Raw genomic sequence first — 17,662 nt, forward strand, 5'->3', positions numbered from 1 at the left:
GGGCCGAGCCCGCCCCAGGAGGACCACATGGACGACACGCGCGACCCCGGCACCGGCGTCCCCGGCACCGGCGTCCCCGACGACGACGCCCCCGACGCCCCGGGCCGCGGCGGCACCGCCGACGCCCCGGGCACCGCCGACGCCCCGGGCACCGCCGACGCCCCGGGCACCGCCGACGCCCCGGGCACCGCCGACGCCGCCGTGGCCCGCGTGCGCGCCGCCGACCCGGCGGCCGGTGCGGAGCCCGACCCCGCGCGGCTGCGGGCACGCCTCGCCGTGAGCACCGGCGTGCGGCTCGGACCCGGCGGTGCCGCACCCGCGCCGGACGAGCTCGCGGCCGCCCGTGCCCGGCGACGCCCCGCCCGGTGGCTGCAGGTGGCCGCCGTCGCCGCGGGCATCGCGGTCGTCGGTGGCGGCGGGTACGCGGTCGGTGCCGCCGGGCCGGACGAGCCGGCCGCGCCCGCGATCGCCCTGCAGGGCGGTGGCGCGGGCGCGGCCGAGATGGCGGCGGACGCGCGCATGGCCGGCGGGTGGTTCGGCGGGCGCACCGTGTTCACGGGCAGCGGCCTGGAGGGTGCGGCGGGGTCCGCGCAGGCATGGGCGCTCGACGCGTCGCAGGCCGCCACGGCGCAGACGGCCGCGCAGGTGGCCGACGTGCTCGGTGTGCCCGGCGAGCCGCGGCAGGAGTGGGGGCAGTGGGTCGTCGGCTCGGCCGACGGCACGTCCGCGACGGTCCAGGTGGGCATCGACGGGTACGCGAGCGTCTGGTTCTACGACCCCGCCCACGACCCCTCGTCCTGCACGGGGGGGACGTCGGGCGGACCGGACGACAGCGCGTCCGTCGAGCCGGCGGCACCGGGGTCCGTCGAGGGAGCGGCGGCCGCCCCGGAGGGCGGTGGGCCGGACGTCTCGATCCAGCCCGATCCCGGAGCGTGCGACCCCGCCGGCACCCCGACCGGTGACGCGGCGATCGAGCGGGCCCGCGACCTCATGGCGGAGCTCGGGGTGGGACCCGACGGCTACGAGGTGACGGTGGCCGACGAGACCGGCGTGCCCGGCCTGGTGAACGTGACCGGCACGCAGGTCGTCGACGGTAACCAGACCGGGATGGGGTGGTCGGTGCAGCTGGCGGGGGACGGCGTGCAGTCGCTCTACGGCACGCTCGCGCCCCTCGTGCCGCTCGGCACGTACGACGTGATCAGCGCCGACGAGGCCGTCGAGCGGCTGAACGACCCCCGGTTCGGTGCGTCGCCCAGCGGCGTCGTGCCGCTCGCCGCGCGCGCCGAGGGCGGCGTCGCGACGCTCGACGAGACCGCGACGATGCTGCCGGAGCCGGTCGAGCCGACCGTGCCCCCGGTGCCCGCGCCCGGTGACCCCGTGGCCTGGCCCGTGCAGCAGGTGACCCTGACCGGCGCCCGACTGGGTGTCACGGTGCTCACCGCGCCGGACGGCGCCGTGCTCGTCGTCCCGGCGTGGGAGCTCACCGACGCCGACGGCGGCACGTGGAGCGTCGTCGCGGTGGTGGAGGACCAGCTCGACCTGAGCCCCGCCTGACGGGGCCGGGCCGGGCCGCGGGTCCGGCGGACCCGCCGACCGGTGGCGTCGCGCCGTGGTGGAGGGCCACGGCACGGCGCCACCGGCGTCCCCTCCCGGCGGGCCGGCGGATCGGTAGCGTTCCCCCATGACCGCCACCGCCGGACCCGCCGGGCGTCTGCTGCTCCTGGACTCCGCCTCGCTGTACTTCCGCGCCTTCTTCGGCGTCCCCGACTCCGTGCGCGCCCCCGACGGCACGCCCGTCAACGCGGTGCGCGGGCTCCTCGAGATGATCGCCCGGCTGGTGGCGGACCGTCACCCGACCCGCCTGGTCGCCTGCTGGGACGACGACTGGCGTCCGGCGTTCCGCGTCGAGGCCGTGCCGTCGTACAAGGCGCACCGCGTCGCGCGCGAGGTCCCGGGCACCACCGGGGTCGAGGAGGTCCCCGACGCGCTCACCGCGCAGGTGCCCGTCATCGTCGACGTGCTGGCGGCGCTGGGCATCCCGCGGCTGGGCGCGCCCGGCTTCGAGGCGGACGACGTCATCGGCACCCTCGTCGCACGCGAGGCGGCGCGGGACCCCGGGGAGCGCGCCGCGGTCGACGTCGTGACCGGCGATCGGGACCTCTTCCAGCTGGTGGACGACGACGTCCCGGTGCGGGTGCTGTACCCGGTGAAGGGCGTCAAGGACCTGCTGGTGGTCGACCAGCAGGTGCTGCAGGAGCGGTACGGGGTGAGCACCGGACGCGCGTACGCCGACATGGCCGTGCTGCGCGGTGACCCGAGCGACGGGCTGCCCGGCGTCCCCGGGGTCGGGGAGAAGACCGCGGCCGCGCTGCTGCGTCGCTACGGGACCCTCGAGGGCGTGCTCGCGGCGCGCGACGCCGGGGACCGGGGCCTGACGGCGACGCAGCGCACCCGGCTCACCGACGCGGCCGACTACCTCGCGGTCGCGCCCCGCGTGGTGACCGTCGCACCCGACGCACCCGTCGAGGACGTGGACGACCGCCTGCCGACGGTGCCCGCCGACCCGGACGCGCTCGTCGCGCTCGCGGAGCGGTGGGGTCTCGCGTCCAGCGTGCGCCGGCTGGTGGACGTGCTGACCGCGGCGGGTGAGCGCCGGGACGGCTGACCGCGGGGGTCAGCCTGCCGGGGGTGCGTCCAGCACCCACACGTTCGCGCCCGCGGCGCGCCACCCCTCGGACGCGTCGGGGGCGGGCGCGGTGTCGGTGCCCAGCCGCACACGCGACTCGTCGGGCCCCGTGAGCGTGGCCGTGGCCGCCGCGGACGGCGCGACGCAGACCACGCGGGCGGCGTCCCCGTCCGGCACCGCCACCAGGCACAGGCTGCCGTCCCACCGCAGCGCCGCGTAGTGCTGGCCGGCGGCCGTGCGGACGGCGAAGCGCGAGCTCGTCGGGTCGACGCCCGTCTGCTCGACGACCTCGGAGGGGAGCACGTCCGTGGGCTCCGCCTGGCGGTCGAGCAGCGCGACGGAGAGCTGCTCCGGGGCGGGCGCATCGGCCGACCGCGCCAGCAGCAGCCACGTCACGCCCGCGACGACCAGGGCGGCCGCGACCACCAGCACAGCGACCACACGCGCGCGCTGCGGTCGCTCGGGAGCGTCCTGCTCCTCGTCGACCAGCTCGAAGATGCCGGTGTCGTCGAACGTCGTCACCCCCCCAGTATCGGCATCCCGGGCGTCCGGCATGACATCGGGCGTCCGCGGCGCGTCGCGGACGTGCGCAGCAGCGGGCCCCGGCCACCTCTCCCGGGGGGTGGGGAGGTGGCCGGGGCCCGCAGATCAGGGGGTCAGGCGTCGTGCGGTGCACCGTCCGGACGGACGCCCCGCAGCACCGTCGCCAGGTGCGCCACGAACCAGCCGGGTCCGGCGGTCGGCCAGTCGCGCGCGACCGACGCGATCGGGTAGACGAGCACCTCGGGGTCCTCGCGGGCCAGCACGATCTCGGTGCCGAACCGGTCGCTGCACGTCGCCCAGCCCAGGTCGGGCACCTCGGCGCACACGAGGTCGCCGAGCGCGACGCCGAACGCGTCCGCCAGGGGCCGCGGGTCGGGCCGGTCGTCCGCCTGGGTCCACTGCTCGTGCACGCGGTCGAACAGCGCGCCGACCGCGTCGGCGTCGAACGGGTCGCGGCACAGCTCCGCGACCATGGCCCGCTGCTGCCCGAGGAACAGCCGCTCGGCCGGGTTGAGCTCGTCGATCCGGTGCCGCGTGTCCGACAGCGCCGTCGCCACGGGACCGACGGGGGCGGGCGGCGCCACCGCCGGGTCGGGGCCGGGGGTCGGCCCGGTGTCCGGGAGCGCCGCGTCGTCCGTGAGCTCCGTGTCGTCCGTGAGCTCCGCGTCGTCCGTGAGCGCCACGTCGTCGGGGGGCTCGGTGCCCGTGGGTTCGTCGTCGGCGGGGGTGTCCGCGGGTTCCTCGTCGGTGCTGGCGGGGTCCGCCGGATCGTCACCCTCGGCGTCCGGTGCCACGTCGTCCGGTGCGGCTGCTCCCTCGTCCGCACCGGGGAGCGCCGGCTCGTCGTCGGCGGCGGGTGCGGGACCGGGGGCGTCCTCCGCTGCCGGGTCCTCCGGTGCCACGTCCTCAGCGGCGTCCTCGGCAGCCTCGGCGTCGGCGACGTCCTCGGCGACGACAGCCTCCTCGGCGTCGGCGACCTCGGTGGCGTCGGCGACCCCGGTGGCCACCTCGGCGTCGGCAGCCTCCGCAGCGTCTGCAGCCTCCGCAGCGTCGGCAGCCTCCGCAGCGTCGGCAGCCTCCGCGGCGTCCGCAGCGTCCTCGACCTCCTCGGCACCCTCGGGTGACGCGGGACGCTGCCGTTCCGCGTCGTCCGGCTCGTCGGGTACCTCGGCGAGGTGCTCGACCACGCGCAGCAGCGCGACCGTGTCCGGCGTGCCGCCCTCCGCCACGGCGGCCGGCCCCTCGGGCGGGGACGCGTCGGTCGGTCCGTGGGGGGTGGGCAGCACGGATCCGCTCCCTTGCGGTGTCCGTCGGTCCAGTCCCATGCGCACGCATCGGCCGCGCGGCGCCCCGGCTTGACACGTGCGAGCGGGTGTCGCCCGGTCGGCCCCCGGGCGGCACCCGCTCGATGCGCGGTGCGGACGCGTGTCAGCCCACGCGCACCACCTGCGCGGCCGCGCCCGGCAGGTACCCGCCGCCGCCGCCGTACAGCACCGTGAGGACGCCGGTGGAGCGGACGGCGGGCAGCGTGACGCTCGCCGCGCCGTCCGTCAGCCGGTAGGTGCCGAGCGACCGCAGCCCGAGCAGCACCGTGACGCGACCGGTGGCCGCCGGTGCGCCCTCGCCGCCGCCCACGCGCACGGTCACCGTGGGGGTGCTCCCGCGGGGGACGGTCCAGTCGTCCGCCGCGAGGGTCACGGCCGCGGGTGCCGGCGTCACGCGCAGCTGCGCGCCGGCCTGCGAGGCCTCGACGTCGGTGGTCCCGGCGAACTCCGCGACGAGCCGGTGGGTGCCGGTCGCCAGGTCGCGCGGCAGCTCGACCGTCGCGGTGCCGGTCAGCTCGTCGACCGTGAGGTCGGCGGTCCCCAGGACCTTGTCGCGCTCGCGGATCGTCACCGCGCCGGACGGTGCCCAGCTCCCGCCGGTCACCGTGACCGTGGCCGTGGCCGGCTGCCCGTAGCGCACGCTCGCTGGCGAGACGCTCAGCGTCGTGGTGGACGTGGACGGCGCCAGCGTCACCTCCACGACCGGCGACGACGACGGCTCCCACCGCGGGGAGGCCGGCGTGAACTCCGCGCGGAACCGGTACGTGCCGGCCCCGAGCGACCACGTGCTCCACACGCCGCCGCCGTCCACGACCTCGGTCGTGCCGATCTGCGTGTCGCCGTCGTAGAGCGTGAACGTGCCCTCGGCGTCCCGCGGGGCGACCGTCATCTGCAGCAGGTTGCCCTGGCCGGCGGTGCGCCCCGAGTCCACCTCGAGGGTCGTCGTCGTCGCGATGGCCTCCGGCACGGTCACGTCCACCACCTGTGCACGGTCGCCCGCGCCGTTGAGGTGGTGCAGCACCAGCACGTCGGCGTCGGCCGCCCCCGGGCCGCCGTGGACGGTGATCGAGCTGCCGTCGGACGCCGGGGCGACGAACAGGTCGTCGGTGGCCGGCTCGAACCACAGCGGCGGGTCGTACGGGTCGACCGTGAACGGGCCGACCGAGTCGACGACCCCGTCGCCCGACACGGCGTACGGGCTGCGCATCTGCGCCCAGACGCCGACGTCGGTGCCGGCCTCGACCCCGAGCGCCGCGAGCGGCACCGGCACCACGACCGTGCTGTTGTCGAAGGCGCCCATCTCGAGCCCGCCGGCGACCGGGTACAGCAGCTCGGGCCCGGCCAGCAGGTCACCGGTCTCCCAGTCGTACGTCTCGACGACGGTGTAGTCGGTGTCGGTCATCTTGCTGGCGATCGCCACCACGTCGGGCTCGGCGTCGCCGTCCGTGTCGACGAGCACCCACGGCCGCAGGGCGTGGCCCAGGACCGCCCAGTCGCCGTCGGTGGCGATGCCCACCCCGAGGTACCCGTCGAGCGTCGGGTCACCGCCACCGTCCACCACCGCGGGTGCGGTGGACGCCCAGCCGACGTGCCGGATGTCGCCGGCCGCGATCGTCGAGCGCGACGTCTCGACGCCCGCGGGCAGCGCCTCGAGCCGCGGCGAGTCCGCGGCGTGCACCAGCGGCGAGGCGAGGCCCGCCCAGCCCTCGGCCTCGACGTCACGACCGCTGAGCACCAGATCCGCGGTCTGCGCCGCGGCGTCGGGGAACGCCACGGCGGCGGCCTCGAGGTCGGTGGTGGGGCGCGGCGTGCCCTGCACCGGCAGCCGCCACTGCGTGCCCCCGGACGTGAGGACCAGGCGACCCGACACCTGCGAGACGTACTCGCGGGGCAGGTCGGGGATCTGCTCGGCCTGCTGCGTGGGGTCGATCTGCCGTGCGACGGTCGCCGGGTCGGCCGTGAACGTGAGCGTCACGACGCCGGTGCCGCCGGCCGGCACCCGCAGGCTGGCGGGCGAGGCCGTGATGGTGGCGGCGCCCGCCGTGGTGCTCGAGGTGACCTGCGTGCTGTAGGTGCGGGCGGTCGACCCGAGGTTCTGCACGGTGACCGCCTTGCGGATCGTCACCGGCTCGTCCGCCAGCGGCACGACGCCGAAGCTCACCGACGTCTGCTGGGGCTGCTGCGCGTTGTACAGGAGCGTGCTGCTGGTCACCGCGGCGAGCGCGTCGACGCGGCCGGACCCGACACGGGCCGGGCCGTAGAACAGGTCGCCGCCGACCTCGGTGGCCAGGTCGTGCGTCGCGGTGTTGACGATCGCGGCCTTGATCTGCGCCGCGGACCACCCCGGGTGCGCCTCGCGGACGAGCGCGGCGATGCCGGCGACGTGCGGGGCCGCCATCGACGTCCCGTTCTTCGACGACCCGCCGTTGCCCGACCCGACGGCCGCGGACACGATCTGCTGACCGGGTGCCGCCACGTCGGGCTTGCCCCAGCCGAGCGAGCCGTGCACACCGCGCGACGAGGAAGGGCTGAGCGTGTCCGCGCCGACGTCCTGCCGGGTGCTGAGCGCGAGCGACGGACCGATGTGCGCCACGAGCGTGCCGGCCTCGATCTCGGGCAGCAGCGCGTCGGTGGCCGCCGCGGTGAGCTGGAACCCCGGGATCGCGTCGTTGCCGGAGATGCCCGCGGCGAACACGGTCATCCCGGTGGGCAGGAGCACCCCGACCGCGCCGGCGGCCGTCGCGTTGTCGAACCGCGCGACCGACCCGCACGTGCGGGTCGCGTCGTCGTCGTCCCACCACAGGTAGGCGATCTTGCCGGCGACGGTCGCGGACTGCTCGGGCGTGAAGGCGGTGCACCCGTCGAACCGCTCACCGAGGAAGGCGACCGGCGCGGTGACGTCCTCACCGGCGTAGGCGACGGAGTTCTGGCCGGCGTGGCGGCCGACGAGGGCGGGGTCGGACGCCTCGACGACCTCGAGGGCGTCGAACGCGAGGTCCTTGCCGATCGACCAGGCGACCGTCAGCCCGGCGAACCCGTTGCCGGGCGAGCCGCCGATGTCCTCGATGTCACCCTCGTTGCCGGCGGAGAGCACGACGGTGGTGCCGAGCGCCGTGAGCTCGGCGACCTGCGCCGACTCGGGGTCGTCCGCGGGGGAGCCGGACGCCCCCAGCGACAGGTTGAGCACGTCGAGGCGGTCGTCGAAGGAGCCGTCGCCGTCCGGGTCGGCCGCCCAGTCGAGCGCGAGCGCCGACAGGCTGCTCGAGCCGGCGACGTCGCCGAACACCTTGAGCGAGTACAGCCCGGCCGCGGGCGCGGTGCCCGGGCCGACGGGCCAGTCGTGCACGGACCCGAGCTCCGAGTAGTCGCCCTCGAACGTCTCGCCGTCGGGCGTCACGCCGTACCCGGCGGCGGTGCCGGCCACGTGCGTGCCGTGGCCGTTCACGTCGATCGGGTTGTCGTCGGGCACGGGCACCAGCTGGGCACCCTCGCCGCCGGCGTCGTAGTCGGTCCCGGCGAAGTCGTAGCCGCCGAGGTACTTGGTCGGGTCGTACGACCCCTGCGGCGCCGGTCCGCTGCCGTTCTCGCCGTACGCGGCCTCGTAGGCCTCGACCGTGCCCGGTCCGCCGAAGGTGGCGTGGGTGTAGTCGATCCCGGTGTCGATGACGCCGATCGTGACGTCGGTGCCGAGGACCCCGGTGTCCTGCCACGTGGCCAGGGTCCGGGTGAACTCGACCTGGGCGGCGTTGTCGGGGGTGCGCTCGGCGACCAGGCGCACGGCGCGCACGCCGGGCTCGTCGGCCAGGGCGCGGAGCTGGGCCGCGTCGCCGAGCACGAGGGCACCGGACACGAGGTTGGTGACGGTCGCGAGGCGCTGCGGCTGCGCGGTGGCGGAGCGGGCGGTGGCCCCGGCCTCGGCCGGGACGACGTCCTCGGCTGCTGCCTGCGTGGCGGATGCCGCGTCGCGGACGTCGGCCGGGGTGCCGCCGTCGGCGATGACCTCGACGCCCGAGGGCGTGTCGAGCTCGACGAACGCGGTGACGGTGCCCTCGGCCGCGGCGAGCGCGTCGCCCACGCCCTCGGTCCGCTGGACCGGGACGTCGCGGCCGACCAGCAGGCCGGCGAGGTCGTCCGGCGGGGGTGCCGCGGTCGCGGCCGGTGTGCCGAGCAGCGCGGCGGTGAGGACGACGGAGGCGGCGGTCAGGCCGGCGAGCAGGCGACGTGGCATGTGGTCTCATCCCGGGTGTCGGACGACGCGGAGCGATCGGCGCCCCGCGGGCAGCCGCGAGGCGTCACATCCGGGTATGGCTGTTGTCACAGGTGCCCGGCGCTCCGTGAACGGTACTGACCGGTAGGCGTTTCGTCACCCCTTCTCCACAACCTGGTCGTCCGCGAGGTTCGTCGGCTTCGCGCGGTCGGCCCGGCGCACGCGCGGCGCAGGGAGGGGGAGGACCGGGACCAGGGCCGGGATCGGCCCGGGGTCGACCCGGTGTCAGCGGGTGCGGAGCGCCCCGACGGGCTGCGTCGCGTCGCTCGCGGCGACGGTCGGGACCGTTGCGGGGGACGCGACGCCGGGGGAGCCGAGGGGCTGGTCCGCGCCGGCGACGCCGTCGGGCACGGTCCGTGCGGTGACGAGCGGGATGGCGCCCGTGCGGGGGGCCACCACGGGGACGGACCCGGTGCGCGGCACGTCGGCAGCGGCAGGTGCCGAGGTGAAGCGGGGTTTGCGGCCCGGGCGGCGCCGGAAGCGCCGGTCCTCGATGCCCTCGAGCGTCGACGCGCGCCAGACCGCACCGCCGTTGAGCCGGCCGTCCGGGGGCGGCAGCCACGGCACCTTGCGGGACAGCCAGACGCGGATCGTCGCGTGCTCCACGTCGAGCCGCCGTGCGAGGCGGGCGATGTCGTAGAGGTCGTCCAGGCCCCCGCCGTCCGCGGCGGACGGCGGGGTGACGGTCCTCGCCGTGTCGTGGCGGACGTCGTCTGCGGGCACGGGCGTCAGCGTAGTCGGCCGCCGTGCGGGTGGTGTGTCGACGTGGTAACAGAACGTGCACACGATCTTCGCGGTCTCTCGGCCTCAACTTTTCTGGACGCCGGTCCGAGACACATAACGTGTTGCGCGTGAGTAACAGATTGATCACCGTTCGGCGACGGGCGGGAGGCAAGCACGCCGCCCCCCGCCCCCAGCGGACGGCAGCACCCAGCACCGCGCGCGTCCCCCGTCTCGCCATCCGTACCGCCCAGGGCGGCATCGCCCTGGCCCTCGTCCTCAGCATGGGCGCGGTCGTCATGACGACCGACGCCGACCCGTCCGTCGCCGCAGTGGCCGGTGACGACTCCTCCCTCACCCGGGCAGCGGCCGACCGCGCGGCCGACGCGTACACCGCGCAGCTGCGCGCGCAGGCCGTCGATGCGGCGCAGGCCGCCGTCGACGAGGCCGCCGCCGTCCGCGCGGACGCCGCCGACGCCGCCGTCCCCGCCGAGCTGCTCGCCGAGCTCGACACCGCGACCGCCGAGCTGCAGGCCGCCATGGCCGACGTCGAGATCCCCGACATCGTCGAGCGGACCCGCAGCGCCTCGCGCGGTGCGGAGCGCGGCGAGCAGGACGCCGCCGACACGGGCGCCGCGCAGACCGTCGACGCGACCGTCGACGCGGCGGACGGCGCGACCGCCGAGGACGCCGCCGCCGCCGAGGCCGCCGCGGCCGCCGCCGAGGCCGCCGCGGCCGCCGCCGAGGCGCCGGCCCAGGACGCGCAGGCCGAGCCCGCGCCCGCCGAGCAGGCTCCCGCCGAGGGCGCCCCGGCGGAGGAGGACGCGTCCGAGCGGATCGCCGACGTGACGCTGCCCCCCACCACCGACCCCGCGACCACGCCGCTGCGTGCGGCGCTCGACCGCGTCAAGGAGGTGGCCCAGGCCGTCTCCGGCACCGCGGAGCAGAAGCGGGCCGAGGCCGCGGCGGCGCAGGCCGCCGCCGAGGCCGCCGCGCAGGCCGCCGCCGAGGAGGCGGCACGCGTCGCCGCCGAGCAGGAGGCGCAGCGCGCCGCGTGGAAGGTGTCCCTGCAGGGCTACGCGAACGGGCGCATCCCCGGCGAGGCGCTGTGCGGGGTCTCCTTCGACGCCAACGCCAAGCTGCGCTGCGACGCGGCCGAGGCCCTCGAGTCGCTCAACAACGCGTTCACCGCGCACTTCGGCCGGCCGCTGCACGTGACCGACTCCTACCGGTCCTACGGTGCGCAGGTCGCGTGCCGCGCCAACAAGGGTGGCCTGTGCGCCACGCCCGGCACGTCCAACCACGGCTGGGGTCTCGCGGTCGACCTGGCCGGCGGGGTGCAGGGCTTCGGCACCGCCGAGCACCGGTGGATGCGCGAGAACGCCGGGTCGTTCCAGTGGGTCCACCCCGGCTGGGCGCAGGCCGGCGGCAGCAAGCCGGAGCCGTGGCACTGGGAGTACGTGGGCTGAGTCATACGATCGGGGCATGACCGAGCCGACCTCCCGCGCGCGCCCGCTCGTCGGGCGCGGGGCCGAGCTCGACGACATCGACGAGCTGCTCTCCTCCGTCGCGACCGGTGGCGGTGCCACGGTGCTGCTGGAGGGTGAGGCCGGCGTCGGTCGCACCCGGTTGGTCGAGGCGCTGCAGGGCGCCGCCGGGCTCCTGGGCATCGAGGTGTGCCTCGGGCGCGCGGTCGGTCCCGCGGCCCCGCCGTACACGCTGCTCACCGACGCGCTGCTCGGGCCGTCGCGCGGCCGGGACGGGCGGGGCCCGGTCGTGGCCGAGCTCGCGGCGCTGCTGGACGTCCTGCCGCCCGGACGTGCCGACGCCCCGGCGCGCTTCGCGCGGGCGGACGAGCTGTTCGCCGCCCTGGTGCGGCGCCGCGGTGAGCTCGGCCCGTGGGTGCTGGTGCTCGAGGACGTGCACCTGGCCGACCCGTGCAGCCTGCACCTGCTGGCCGACCTGGCGGGCGAGGGGGCGCTGCCCAGCGCCCTGACGGTCATGACGATGCGCGGGGTGCCGCACCGCGCCGAGCTGGACGTGGTCGTCGCCGGCTGGACCCGCGCGGGGGCCCGCTACCTGGAGCTGCGCCCGCTGGGGCCGGCCGCGACCGTCGAGCTGGCCGAGCACCTGCTGCGCGGGAGCGTCGGGCCGGCGCTGCGCGGCGTGCTCGCGACGACCGGCGGCAACCCGCGGCTCGTGGTCGACGTGCTGCGGACCGCCGAGGCGTGCGGGGTGCTGGAACGCTCGGGCGGGGTGGTCGAGGCCGTGGGCACCGGCTGGCTCGACGAGCTCGACGAGGTGGGGCGCGCCCACGTGCAGCACCTGGGACCGCAGGTCCTCACGATGCTCGGGCAGGCGTCGGTGCTGGGCGCGTCGTTCGTCGTCGGGGACCTCGCCGCGCTGGCGGGCGAGCCCGTCACGGAGTGCTGGCGGACGCTGCGCCACGGTCTGGCCGCCGGCGTGGTCCACGCGCGCGGCGACCGCCTGGTGTTCCGCCACGACCTGGTCCGCACGTCCCTGTACGCCGCGCTCGACGAGGGGCAGCGCCGGGCGCTGCACGCCCGCGCCGCCTGGGCGCTGCGGGCCGCGGGTGCGCCGCCGCACGTGGTCGCCGCGCACCTGGAGCGCGCGCGCTGACGCGGGGCACCCCCGTAGGGTCGCTGGGGGGCGCGTCTCGCGCCCACCCACCGACGGACGAAGGAGTGGTCATGCCCACGCGCACCGCACGCACCGCCTGGAACGGCACGCTGCAGGACGGCGGCGGCCAGGTCGAGCTGAGCAGCTCGAAGGTCGGCACGTACGACGTCTCGTTCCCGAAGCGGGCGGCCGAGGACGCCGGCGGCACGACGAGCCCCGAGGAGCTCATCGCCGCGGCGCACTCGTCGTGCTACGCCATGCAGCTGTCCGCGGACATCGCCGAGGCCGGCGGGACGCCCGTCGCCCTCGAGGTGACGGCCGACGTCAGCCTCGGCCCGGACCCGGCGGGCGGCTTCCGCATCACCGGCATCGCCCTGAAGGTCCGGGGTGAGGTCGAGGGCCTCGACGAGGCCGGGTTCCAGCAGGCGGCCGAGAAGGCCAAGGCGGGATGCCCTGTCAGCAAGGCGCTGACGGGCACGGACATCACGCTCGACGCAGCCCTGGAGTCCTGACACCGGGGCGCCCGGCGGCGCAGCGGGTCGCGCGGCCGGGCGCCTCAGCCGCCGACCGCCGCCGCGCCGCGGCGCCCCGCGTCGGTCCGCCCGGCGCGCCACGACCAGGCCGCCGTGACCGCCGCCCCGAGCGCCGCCGCGGCCCATCCCCACGTCACCGACGTCACGCCGGCGACCATGACGAGGACGGCGGTGCCGAGCGCGGTGCCGAGCTGTGCGCCGGTGTTGAGGATGCCGCTGGCACTGCCCGCGAGGTGCTCCGGCACGTCGGTCCCCAGCGCCGTCGCCGCGACCGACGCCACGCCGAGCCCCAGGCCGAGGACCGCGGCACCCGCCCCGACCGCCGCCCAGGTCGCGCCGCCCGCGACGAGGACGACGTCACCGCCGGCGACCACCGCCAGCCCCAGCCCCGCCACCGTGCGCGGTGCCCGGCGGTCGAGCAGCGGCTTGGCCGCCGCGGCCCCGACGACGACGAGCGCGCTGAGCCCGAGCAGCGTGAGCCCGGTCGCGAGCGCGGACAGGCCGAGCCGGTCCTGCAGGTGGAGGGTCGCGAGCACCGCCGCGCTGCTGGTGGTGGCGGTGTTGACGAACGACAGCACCGTCCCGTCGCGCAGCGGGACCGACCGCCACGCGGCCGGCGGGACGAGCGGGTCCGTGGCCCGCCGCATCCGTGCCACGAACCCGACGGCGGCCACCGTGCCTGCCAGGAGGAGCAGGCCGGAGCGCCCCGCCCCGGCACCCTGCTCGACGGCCGCGGCCCCCGCCACGACGCACATCACCGACGCGACGAGCAGGGCCCCGCCCACCAGGTCGAGCCCGGTCGTGCGGTCGTCGGGCGCGAGCGCGGGCACGACGAGCAGCACGCCGACCAGCAGCAGCGCCCCGACCGGCGCGTTGACCCAGAACACGGCGCGCCAGTCGAGCGCCTCGACGAGCGCGCCGCCCACGACGAACCCGGCGGCGCCCGCGGCGGCGCCGGCCGCGCTCCACGCGGCCAGCGCGGTGCGCCGGGCGTCGGCCTCGGGCGTGGCGTGCAGCAGCAGCCGCAGCGCGGACGGGACCGACATCGCCGCGGCGGCGCCCTGCAGCGCACGCGCGGCGAGCACCTGCGCGAGCGACCCGGCGAGCCCGCCGACGAGGGACACCGCGGCGAACCCCACGAGCCCCGCGGCCAGCACCCGGCGGTGGCCGTAGCGGTCCCCGAGGCGCGCGCCGACCACCAGCAGACCTCCGAAGAACATCGCGTACGTCGTCGCGAGCGGGCCCGCGGCGTGCGCGTCCAGGCCGAGGCCCTCGAGGACGGCGGGGATCGCGGTCGTCGCGCTCGTGACGCCGAGGACGTCGACGAACTGGACCGCGCACAGGACCGTGACCGGGGCTTTCCGCACGGCCCGACGGTACGACGCGCCTCCCACACGGGCGCTGCCGACTGGACGGCCCGTGCAGGTCCCGGTGGCGTGGTGGGACACTGCCGGACGTGGCTGTGACGACTGACGCGTCCGGGACCGACGTCCGGGACCTCGTGCACGCGCTGCGCGACGTCGTGCGCGGGAGCGTCGACGACTCCTCCCGGCGCCGGGCCGAGTACTCGACCGACGCCTCCAACTACCGCGTGGTGCCGCAGGTCGTGGTCTTCCCGCGGGACACGGACGACGTGCTCGCGGCACTGTCCGTCGCGCGCGAGACCGGCACGCCGCTGACGTCCCGCGGCGGCGGCACGTCGGTGGCGGGCAACGCGGTCGGCACGGGCATCGTGCTGGACTTCTCGCGCCACGTGAACAGGGTGCTGGAGGTCGACCCCGAGGCGCGTACGGCGCGCGTCGAGCCGGGCGTCGTCATGTCCCACCTGCAGCGGGCCGCGGCCCCCCACGGGCTGCGGTTCGGGCCCGACCCGTCCACGCAGGCCCGGGCGACGCTCGGCGGCATGATCGGCAACAACGCGTGCGGGCCGCGGGCCGTGGCCTTCGGGCGGACCGCCGACAACGTGGTGGACCTCGACGTCGTCGACGGCACCGGGCGGCGCTTCACCGCGCGCTCGGGCGCCGGTGCGCTCGACGCGGTCCCGGGGCTCGACGCGCTGGTCCGTGCGCACCTCGACGTGGTCCGCACGGAGCTCGGCCGGTTCCGCCGGCAGGTGTCCGGGTACTCGCTGGAGCACCTGACCCCCGAGAACGGCACCGACCTGGCCAAGATGCTCGTGGGCACCGAGGGCACGCTGGTGACGGTGCTCGGGGCCACCGTGAACCTGGTGCCCGTGCCGTCGGCACCGGTGCTGGTGGTGCTGGGCTACCCGGACATGCCGACGGCCGCGGACGCCGTGCCCGCCCTGCTCGCGCACGCGCCGCTCGCGATCGAGGGCATGGACTCGCGTCTGGTCGACGTGGTGCGCCGGGTCAAGGGCGCGTCGGCGGTGCCCGACCTGCCCCCGGGCGGTGGCTGGCTGATGTGCGAGGTCGGCGGGCCGACCCTGGACGAGGCGCTGGCGGCGGCGCGCGCGCTCGCGGCCGACGCGGGCACCGACGCGGTCGGCATCTTCCCGCCCGGGCCGGACGCGGCGGCGATGTGGCGGATCCGCGAGGACGGTGCCGGGCTGGGTGGTCGCACGCCGTCGGGCGAGCAGGCGTGGCCCGGGTTCGAGGACTCGGCGGTGCCGCCGGAGCGGCTGGGCGCCTACCTGCGCGAGCTCGAGGCGCTGATGGCCGACCACCGGGTCGACGGCCTGGCGTACGGGCACTTCGGCGACGGGTGCCTGCACCTGCGCCTGGACATCCCCCTGACGCGCTCGGGCGACCCGTTGCGGGCGTTCATGGAGGACGCCGCCGAGCTGGTCGCGCGCCACGGCGGGTCCCTGTCCGGGGAGCACGGCGACGGGCGCGCCCGCTCGGAGCTGCTGCCCGTCATGTACTCCCCGCGGGCGATCGAGCTGTTCGGCGCCGTGAAGGACCTGTTCGACCCGCGTGACCTGCTCAACCCGGGCGTGCTGGTGCGCCCCCGCCCGCTCGACGCCGACCTGCGCCGGCCCGCGGCGCGGCCCCTGCCCGCCGCGTCGGGCTTCTCGTTCGCGCACGACGGCGGCGACATGACGACCGCCGTGCACCGGTGCGTCGGCGTGGGCAAGTGCCGTGCGGACAACAGCGCGACGGGTGGCTTCATGTGCCCGTCGTACCTGGCGACCAAGGACGAGAAGGACTCCACCCGCGGCCGGGCGCGCGTGCTGCAGGAGATGGCCAACGGCAGCCTGGTCGCGCGCGGGTGGTCCTCGCCCGAGGTGCACGAGGCTCTCGACCTGTGCCTGAGCTGCAAGGCGTGCTCGTCGGACTGCCCCGCGGGCGTGGACATGGCGCAGTACAAGGCGGAGGTGCTGCACCGCACGTACCGCCGTCGGCTGCGCCCGGTGAACCACTACGCGCTCGGCTGGCTGCCGCGCTGGGCGCGTCTCGTCACGGGCGTCCCGGGCCTGGCGGCCGTGGCCAACGCGGTGCTCGGCGTCCGGCCCGTCGCCAAGGCCGTGCTGGCGCTGGGCGGTATGGACACCCGGCGGCGCATGGTGCGCTTCGCCCGCGTCCCGTTCCGGGCGTGGGCGCGGCAGGCCGGGCGGCGGTCGGGCGACGTGCGCGTCGTGTCCCGTGACGACGCGGCGCGCGTGACGCTGCCCGCCGACGCGGACGCCGCCACGGGCGCGACGCCGCGCCCCCCGGTGCTGCTGTGGACCGACTCGTTCAGCGACACCCTCGCGCCGTCGGTGGCGCACGCGGCCGTGGCGGTCCTGCGGGACGCGGGCTACGAGGTCCTCGTGCCGGACCACGACGCGTGCTGCGGGCTGACCTGGATCAGCACCGGCCAGCTCGAGGGCGCACGCCACCAGCTCGAGCACCTGCTGGAGGTGCTCGGGCCGTTCGCGGTCAACGGCATCCCGATCGTGGGGCTCGAGCCGTCGTGCACGGCCGTGCTGCGCAGCGACCTGGTCGACCTGCTGCCCGACGACCCGCGTGCCGTGGCGGTGCAGCGCGAGACCCGCACGCTGGCGGAGCTGCTGACCGCGCCCGCACCGGTCGGCCCCGGCGACCGCTGGCAGGTGCCGGACCTGTCCGACGTCACCGCCGTGGTGCAGCCGCACTGCCACCACTACTCGGTGATGACGTGGACGGCCGACCGTCGGCTGCTGACCGAGGCGGGTGCGCAGTTCTCGGCGCTCGCGGGGTGCTGCGGGCTCGCCGGCAACTTCGGCATGGAGAAGGGCCACTACGACGTCTCGGTGGCGGTCGCGGAGAACGCGCTGCTGCCGGCGCTGCGGGCCGCGGCCCCGGGGGACGTGTACCTGGCCGACGGGTACTCGTGCCGCACGCAGGCCGAGCAGCTCGCGGACGTGCAGGGCGTGCACCTGGCCGAGCTGCTGGCCTCGCGGCTGGGGCGGGGGGCGTCGGAGGGCTGACGGCGGTCAGGCCCGCCGCACCAGCTCCCGCACGGCGTCCTTGACGCGGCCGTCGAGCGCCGGGTCCCCGCCGCCCAGCAGGGCGTGCAGGAAGAGCCCGTCCCCGACGAGCTGGACGAGCCGCGCGAGCTCGGGGTCCGGCACCGCGCGGCGCAATCCGGCGGCCCAGGCGTCGAGGTAGCGCGCCATGCGGGCGCGCGCCGGTGCGTGGGTGCCCAGCAGGCGCAGCGCGGCGAGCAGCGTGCGCTCCTCGGGGCCGTCGGCGCTCTGCGAGCCGTCGAGGTACCAGCGCGCCGCGCCGTCGGGGTCGGCCGGGGTGGCGGCGTCCGCGGCCGCGGCGCCGGCGTCGAGCCGGTCGAGCAGGCCGGTGAACAGCTCGTCCTTGCTGCGGAAGTGGTAGAGCAGGCCGCCCTTGGAGACCGACGCGCGCTCGGCGACGGCGTCCAGCGTCGCGCCGCCGGGGCCGTCCTCGACGAGGGCGTCCTGCAGCGCGTCGAGGATGCGGTCGCGCGTGGTGGCCATGGGCGACGAGCGTAG

General features: G+C 77.0%; 12 protein-coding genes. 6 read left to right on the forward strand and 6 right to left on the reverse strand.

Translation table 11 applies throughout. The features are described from left to right. The first annotated feature begins 27 nt into the window (after positions 1–27). Both BMZ16_RS11000 and BMZ16_RS11005 read left to right on the forward strand, forming a co-directional pair. Positions 28–1,554: a hypothetical protein gene (locus tag BMZ16_RS11000; protein ID WP_089800412.1), complete on the forward strand. Its 1,527-nt coding sequence runs from the start codon at positions 28–30 to the stop codon at positions 1,552–1,554. Between the two features lie 127 nt (positions 1,555–1,681). Further along, positions 1,682–2,665: a 5'-3' exonuclease gene (locus BMZ16_RS11005; RefSeq protein ID WP_089800415.1), complete on the forward strand. Its 984-nt coding sequence runs from the start codon at positions 1,682–1,684 to the stop codon at positions 2,663–2,665. 9 nt (positions 2,666–2,674) lie between these two features. Here BMZ16_RS11005 and BMZ16_RS11010 read toward each other — a convergent pair whose 3' ends face one another. The 4 genes from BMZ16_RS11010 to BMZ16_RS11025 all read right to left on the reverse strand — a co-directional run bounded on the left by BMZ16_RS11010 (position 2,675) and on the right by BMZ16_RS11025 (position 9,544). Beyond that, complete coding sequence (locus tag BMZ16_RS11010) at positions 2,675–3,208, reverse strand: hypothetical protein (RefSeq protein WP_089800418.1); 534 nt, start codon at positions 3,206–3,208, stop codon at positions 2,675–2,677. A gap of 134 nt (positions 3,209–3,342) precedes the next feature. Next, positions 3,343–4,515: a DUF3806 domain-containing protein gene (locus BMZ16_RS11015; RefSeq protein ID WP_089800420.1), complete on the reverse strand. Its 1,173-nt coding sequence runs from the start codon at positions 4,513–4,515 to the stop codon at positions 3,343–3,345. Between the two features lie 142 nt (positions 4,516–4,657). Next, positions 4,658–8,782, reverse strand: coding sequence for a S8 family serine peptidase (locus BMZ16_RS11020; RefSeq protein WP_089800422.1), 4,125 nt, complete (start codon positions 8,780–8,782; stop codon positions 4,658–4,660). Between the two features lie 264 nt (positions 8,783–9,046). After that, on the reverse strand, positions 9,047–9,544 hold the full coding sequence (locus BMZ16_RS11025; RefSeq protein WP_089800424.1) for a hypothetical protein: 498 nt from the start codon (positions 9,542–9,544) through the stop codon (positions 9,047–9,049). Positions 9,545–9,672: 128 nt separating this feature from the next. Between BMZ16_RS11025 and BMZ16_RS19765 the strand changes: the two genes are divergently transcribed. The 3 genes from BMZ16_RS19765 to BMZ16_RS11040 all read left to right on the forward strand — a co-directional run bounded on the left by BMZ16_RS19765 (position 9,673) and on the right by BMZ16_RS11040 (position 12,693). Next, positions 9,673–11,010, forward strand: a complete 1,338-nt coding sequence (locus BMZ16_RS19765) for a M15 family metallopeptidase (protein WP_255366572.1) — start codon at positions 9,673–9,675, stop codon at positions 11,008–11,010. A 16-nt stretch (positions 11,011–11,026) separates the two neighbouring features. Continuing rightward, positions 11,027–12,181, forward strand: coding sequence for an AAA family ATPase (locus BMZ16_RS11035; RefSeq protein ID WP_089800426.1), 1,155 nt, complete (start codon positions 11,027–11,029; stop codon positions 12,179–12,181). A 71-nt stretch (positions 12,182–12,252) separates the two neighbouring features. Continuing rightward, on the forward strand, positions 12,253–12,693 hold the full coding sequence (locus BMZ16_RS11040) for an OsmC family peroxiredoxin (protein WP_089801044.1): 441 nt from the start codon (positions 12,253–12,255) through the stop codon (positions 12,691–12,693). A gap of 44 nt (positions 12,694–12,737) precedes the next feature. On the opposite strand, the gene BMZ16_RS11045 is transcribed toward BMZ16_RS11040, so the two are convergent. Next, on the reverse strand, positions 12,738–14,081 hold the full coding sequence (locus BMZ16_RS11045; RefSeq protein WP_089801046.1) for an MFS transporter: 1,344 nt from the start codon (positions 14,079–14,081) through the stop codon (positions 12,738–12,740). Positions 14,082–14,170: 89 nt separating this feature from the next. Between BMZ16_RS11045 and BMZ16_RS11050 the strand changes: the two genes are divergently transcribed. Beyond that, a complete protein-coding gene (locus BMZ16_RS11050; protein ID WP_089800428.1) occupies positions 14,171–17,125 on the forward strand; it encodes an FAD-binding and (Fe-S)-binding domain-containing protein in 2,955 nt (984 codons plus the stop codon). 6 nt (positions 17,126–17,131) lie between these two features. On the opposite strand, the gene BMZ16_RS11055 is transcribed toward BMZ16_RS11050, so the two are convergent. After that, complete coding sequence (locus BMZ16_RS11055; protein ID WP_089800429.1) at positions 17,132–17,647, reverse strand: TetR/AcrR family transcriptional regulator; 516 nt, start codon at positions 17,645–17,647, stop codon at positions 17,132–17,134. Positions 17,648–17,662: the final 15 nt, after the last annotated feature.

Source organism: Cellulomonas sp. KH9, assembly GCF_900114185.1.
In the GTDB taxonomy this organism is placed as follows: Bacteria; Actinomycetota; Actinomycetes; order Actinomycetales; family Cellulomonadaceae; genus Cellulomonas.

Bases quoted from the DNA above. Each gene is read 5' to 3' on its own strand.
- BMZ16_RS11055 (WP_089800429.1), bottom strand. From the start codon at position 17,647: ATGGCCACCACGCGCGACCGCATCCTCGACGCGCTGCAGGACGCCCTC.
- BMZ16_RS11035 (WP_089800426.1), top strand. From the start codon at position 11,027: ATGACCGAGCCGACCTCCCGCGCGCGCCCGCTCGTCGGGCGCGGGGCC.
- BMZ16_RS11000 (WP_089800412.1), top strand. From the start codon at position 28: ATGGACGACACGCGCGACCCCGGCACCGGCGTCCCCGGCACCGGCGTC.
- BMZ16_RS11005 (WP_089800415.1), top strand. From the start codon at position 1,682: ATGACCGCCACCGCCGGACCCGCCGGGCGTCTGCTGCTCCTGGACTCC.
- BMZ16_RS11020 (WP_089800422.1), bottom strand. From the start codon at position 8,782: ATGCCACGTCGCCTGCTCGCCGGCCTGACCGCCGCCTCCGTCGTCCTC.
- BMZ16_RS11040 (WP_089801044.1), top strand. From the start codon at position 12,253: ATGCCCACGCGCACCGCACGCACCGCCTGGAACGGCACGCTGCAGGAC.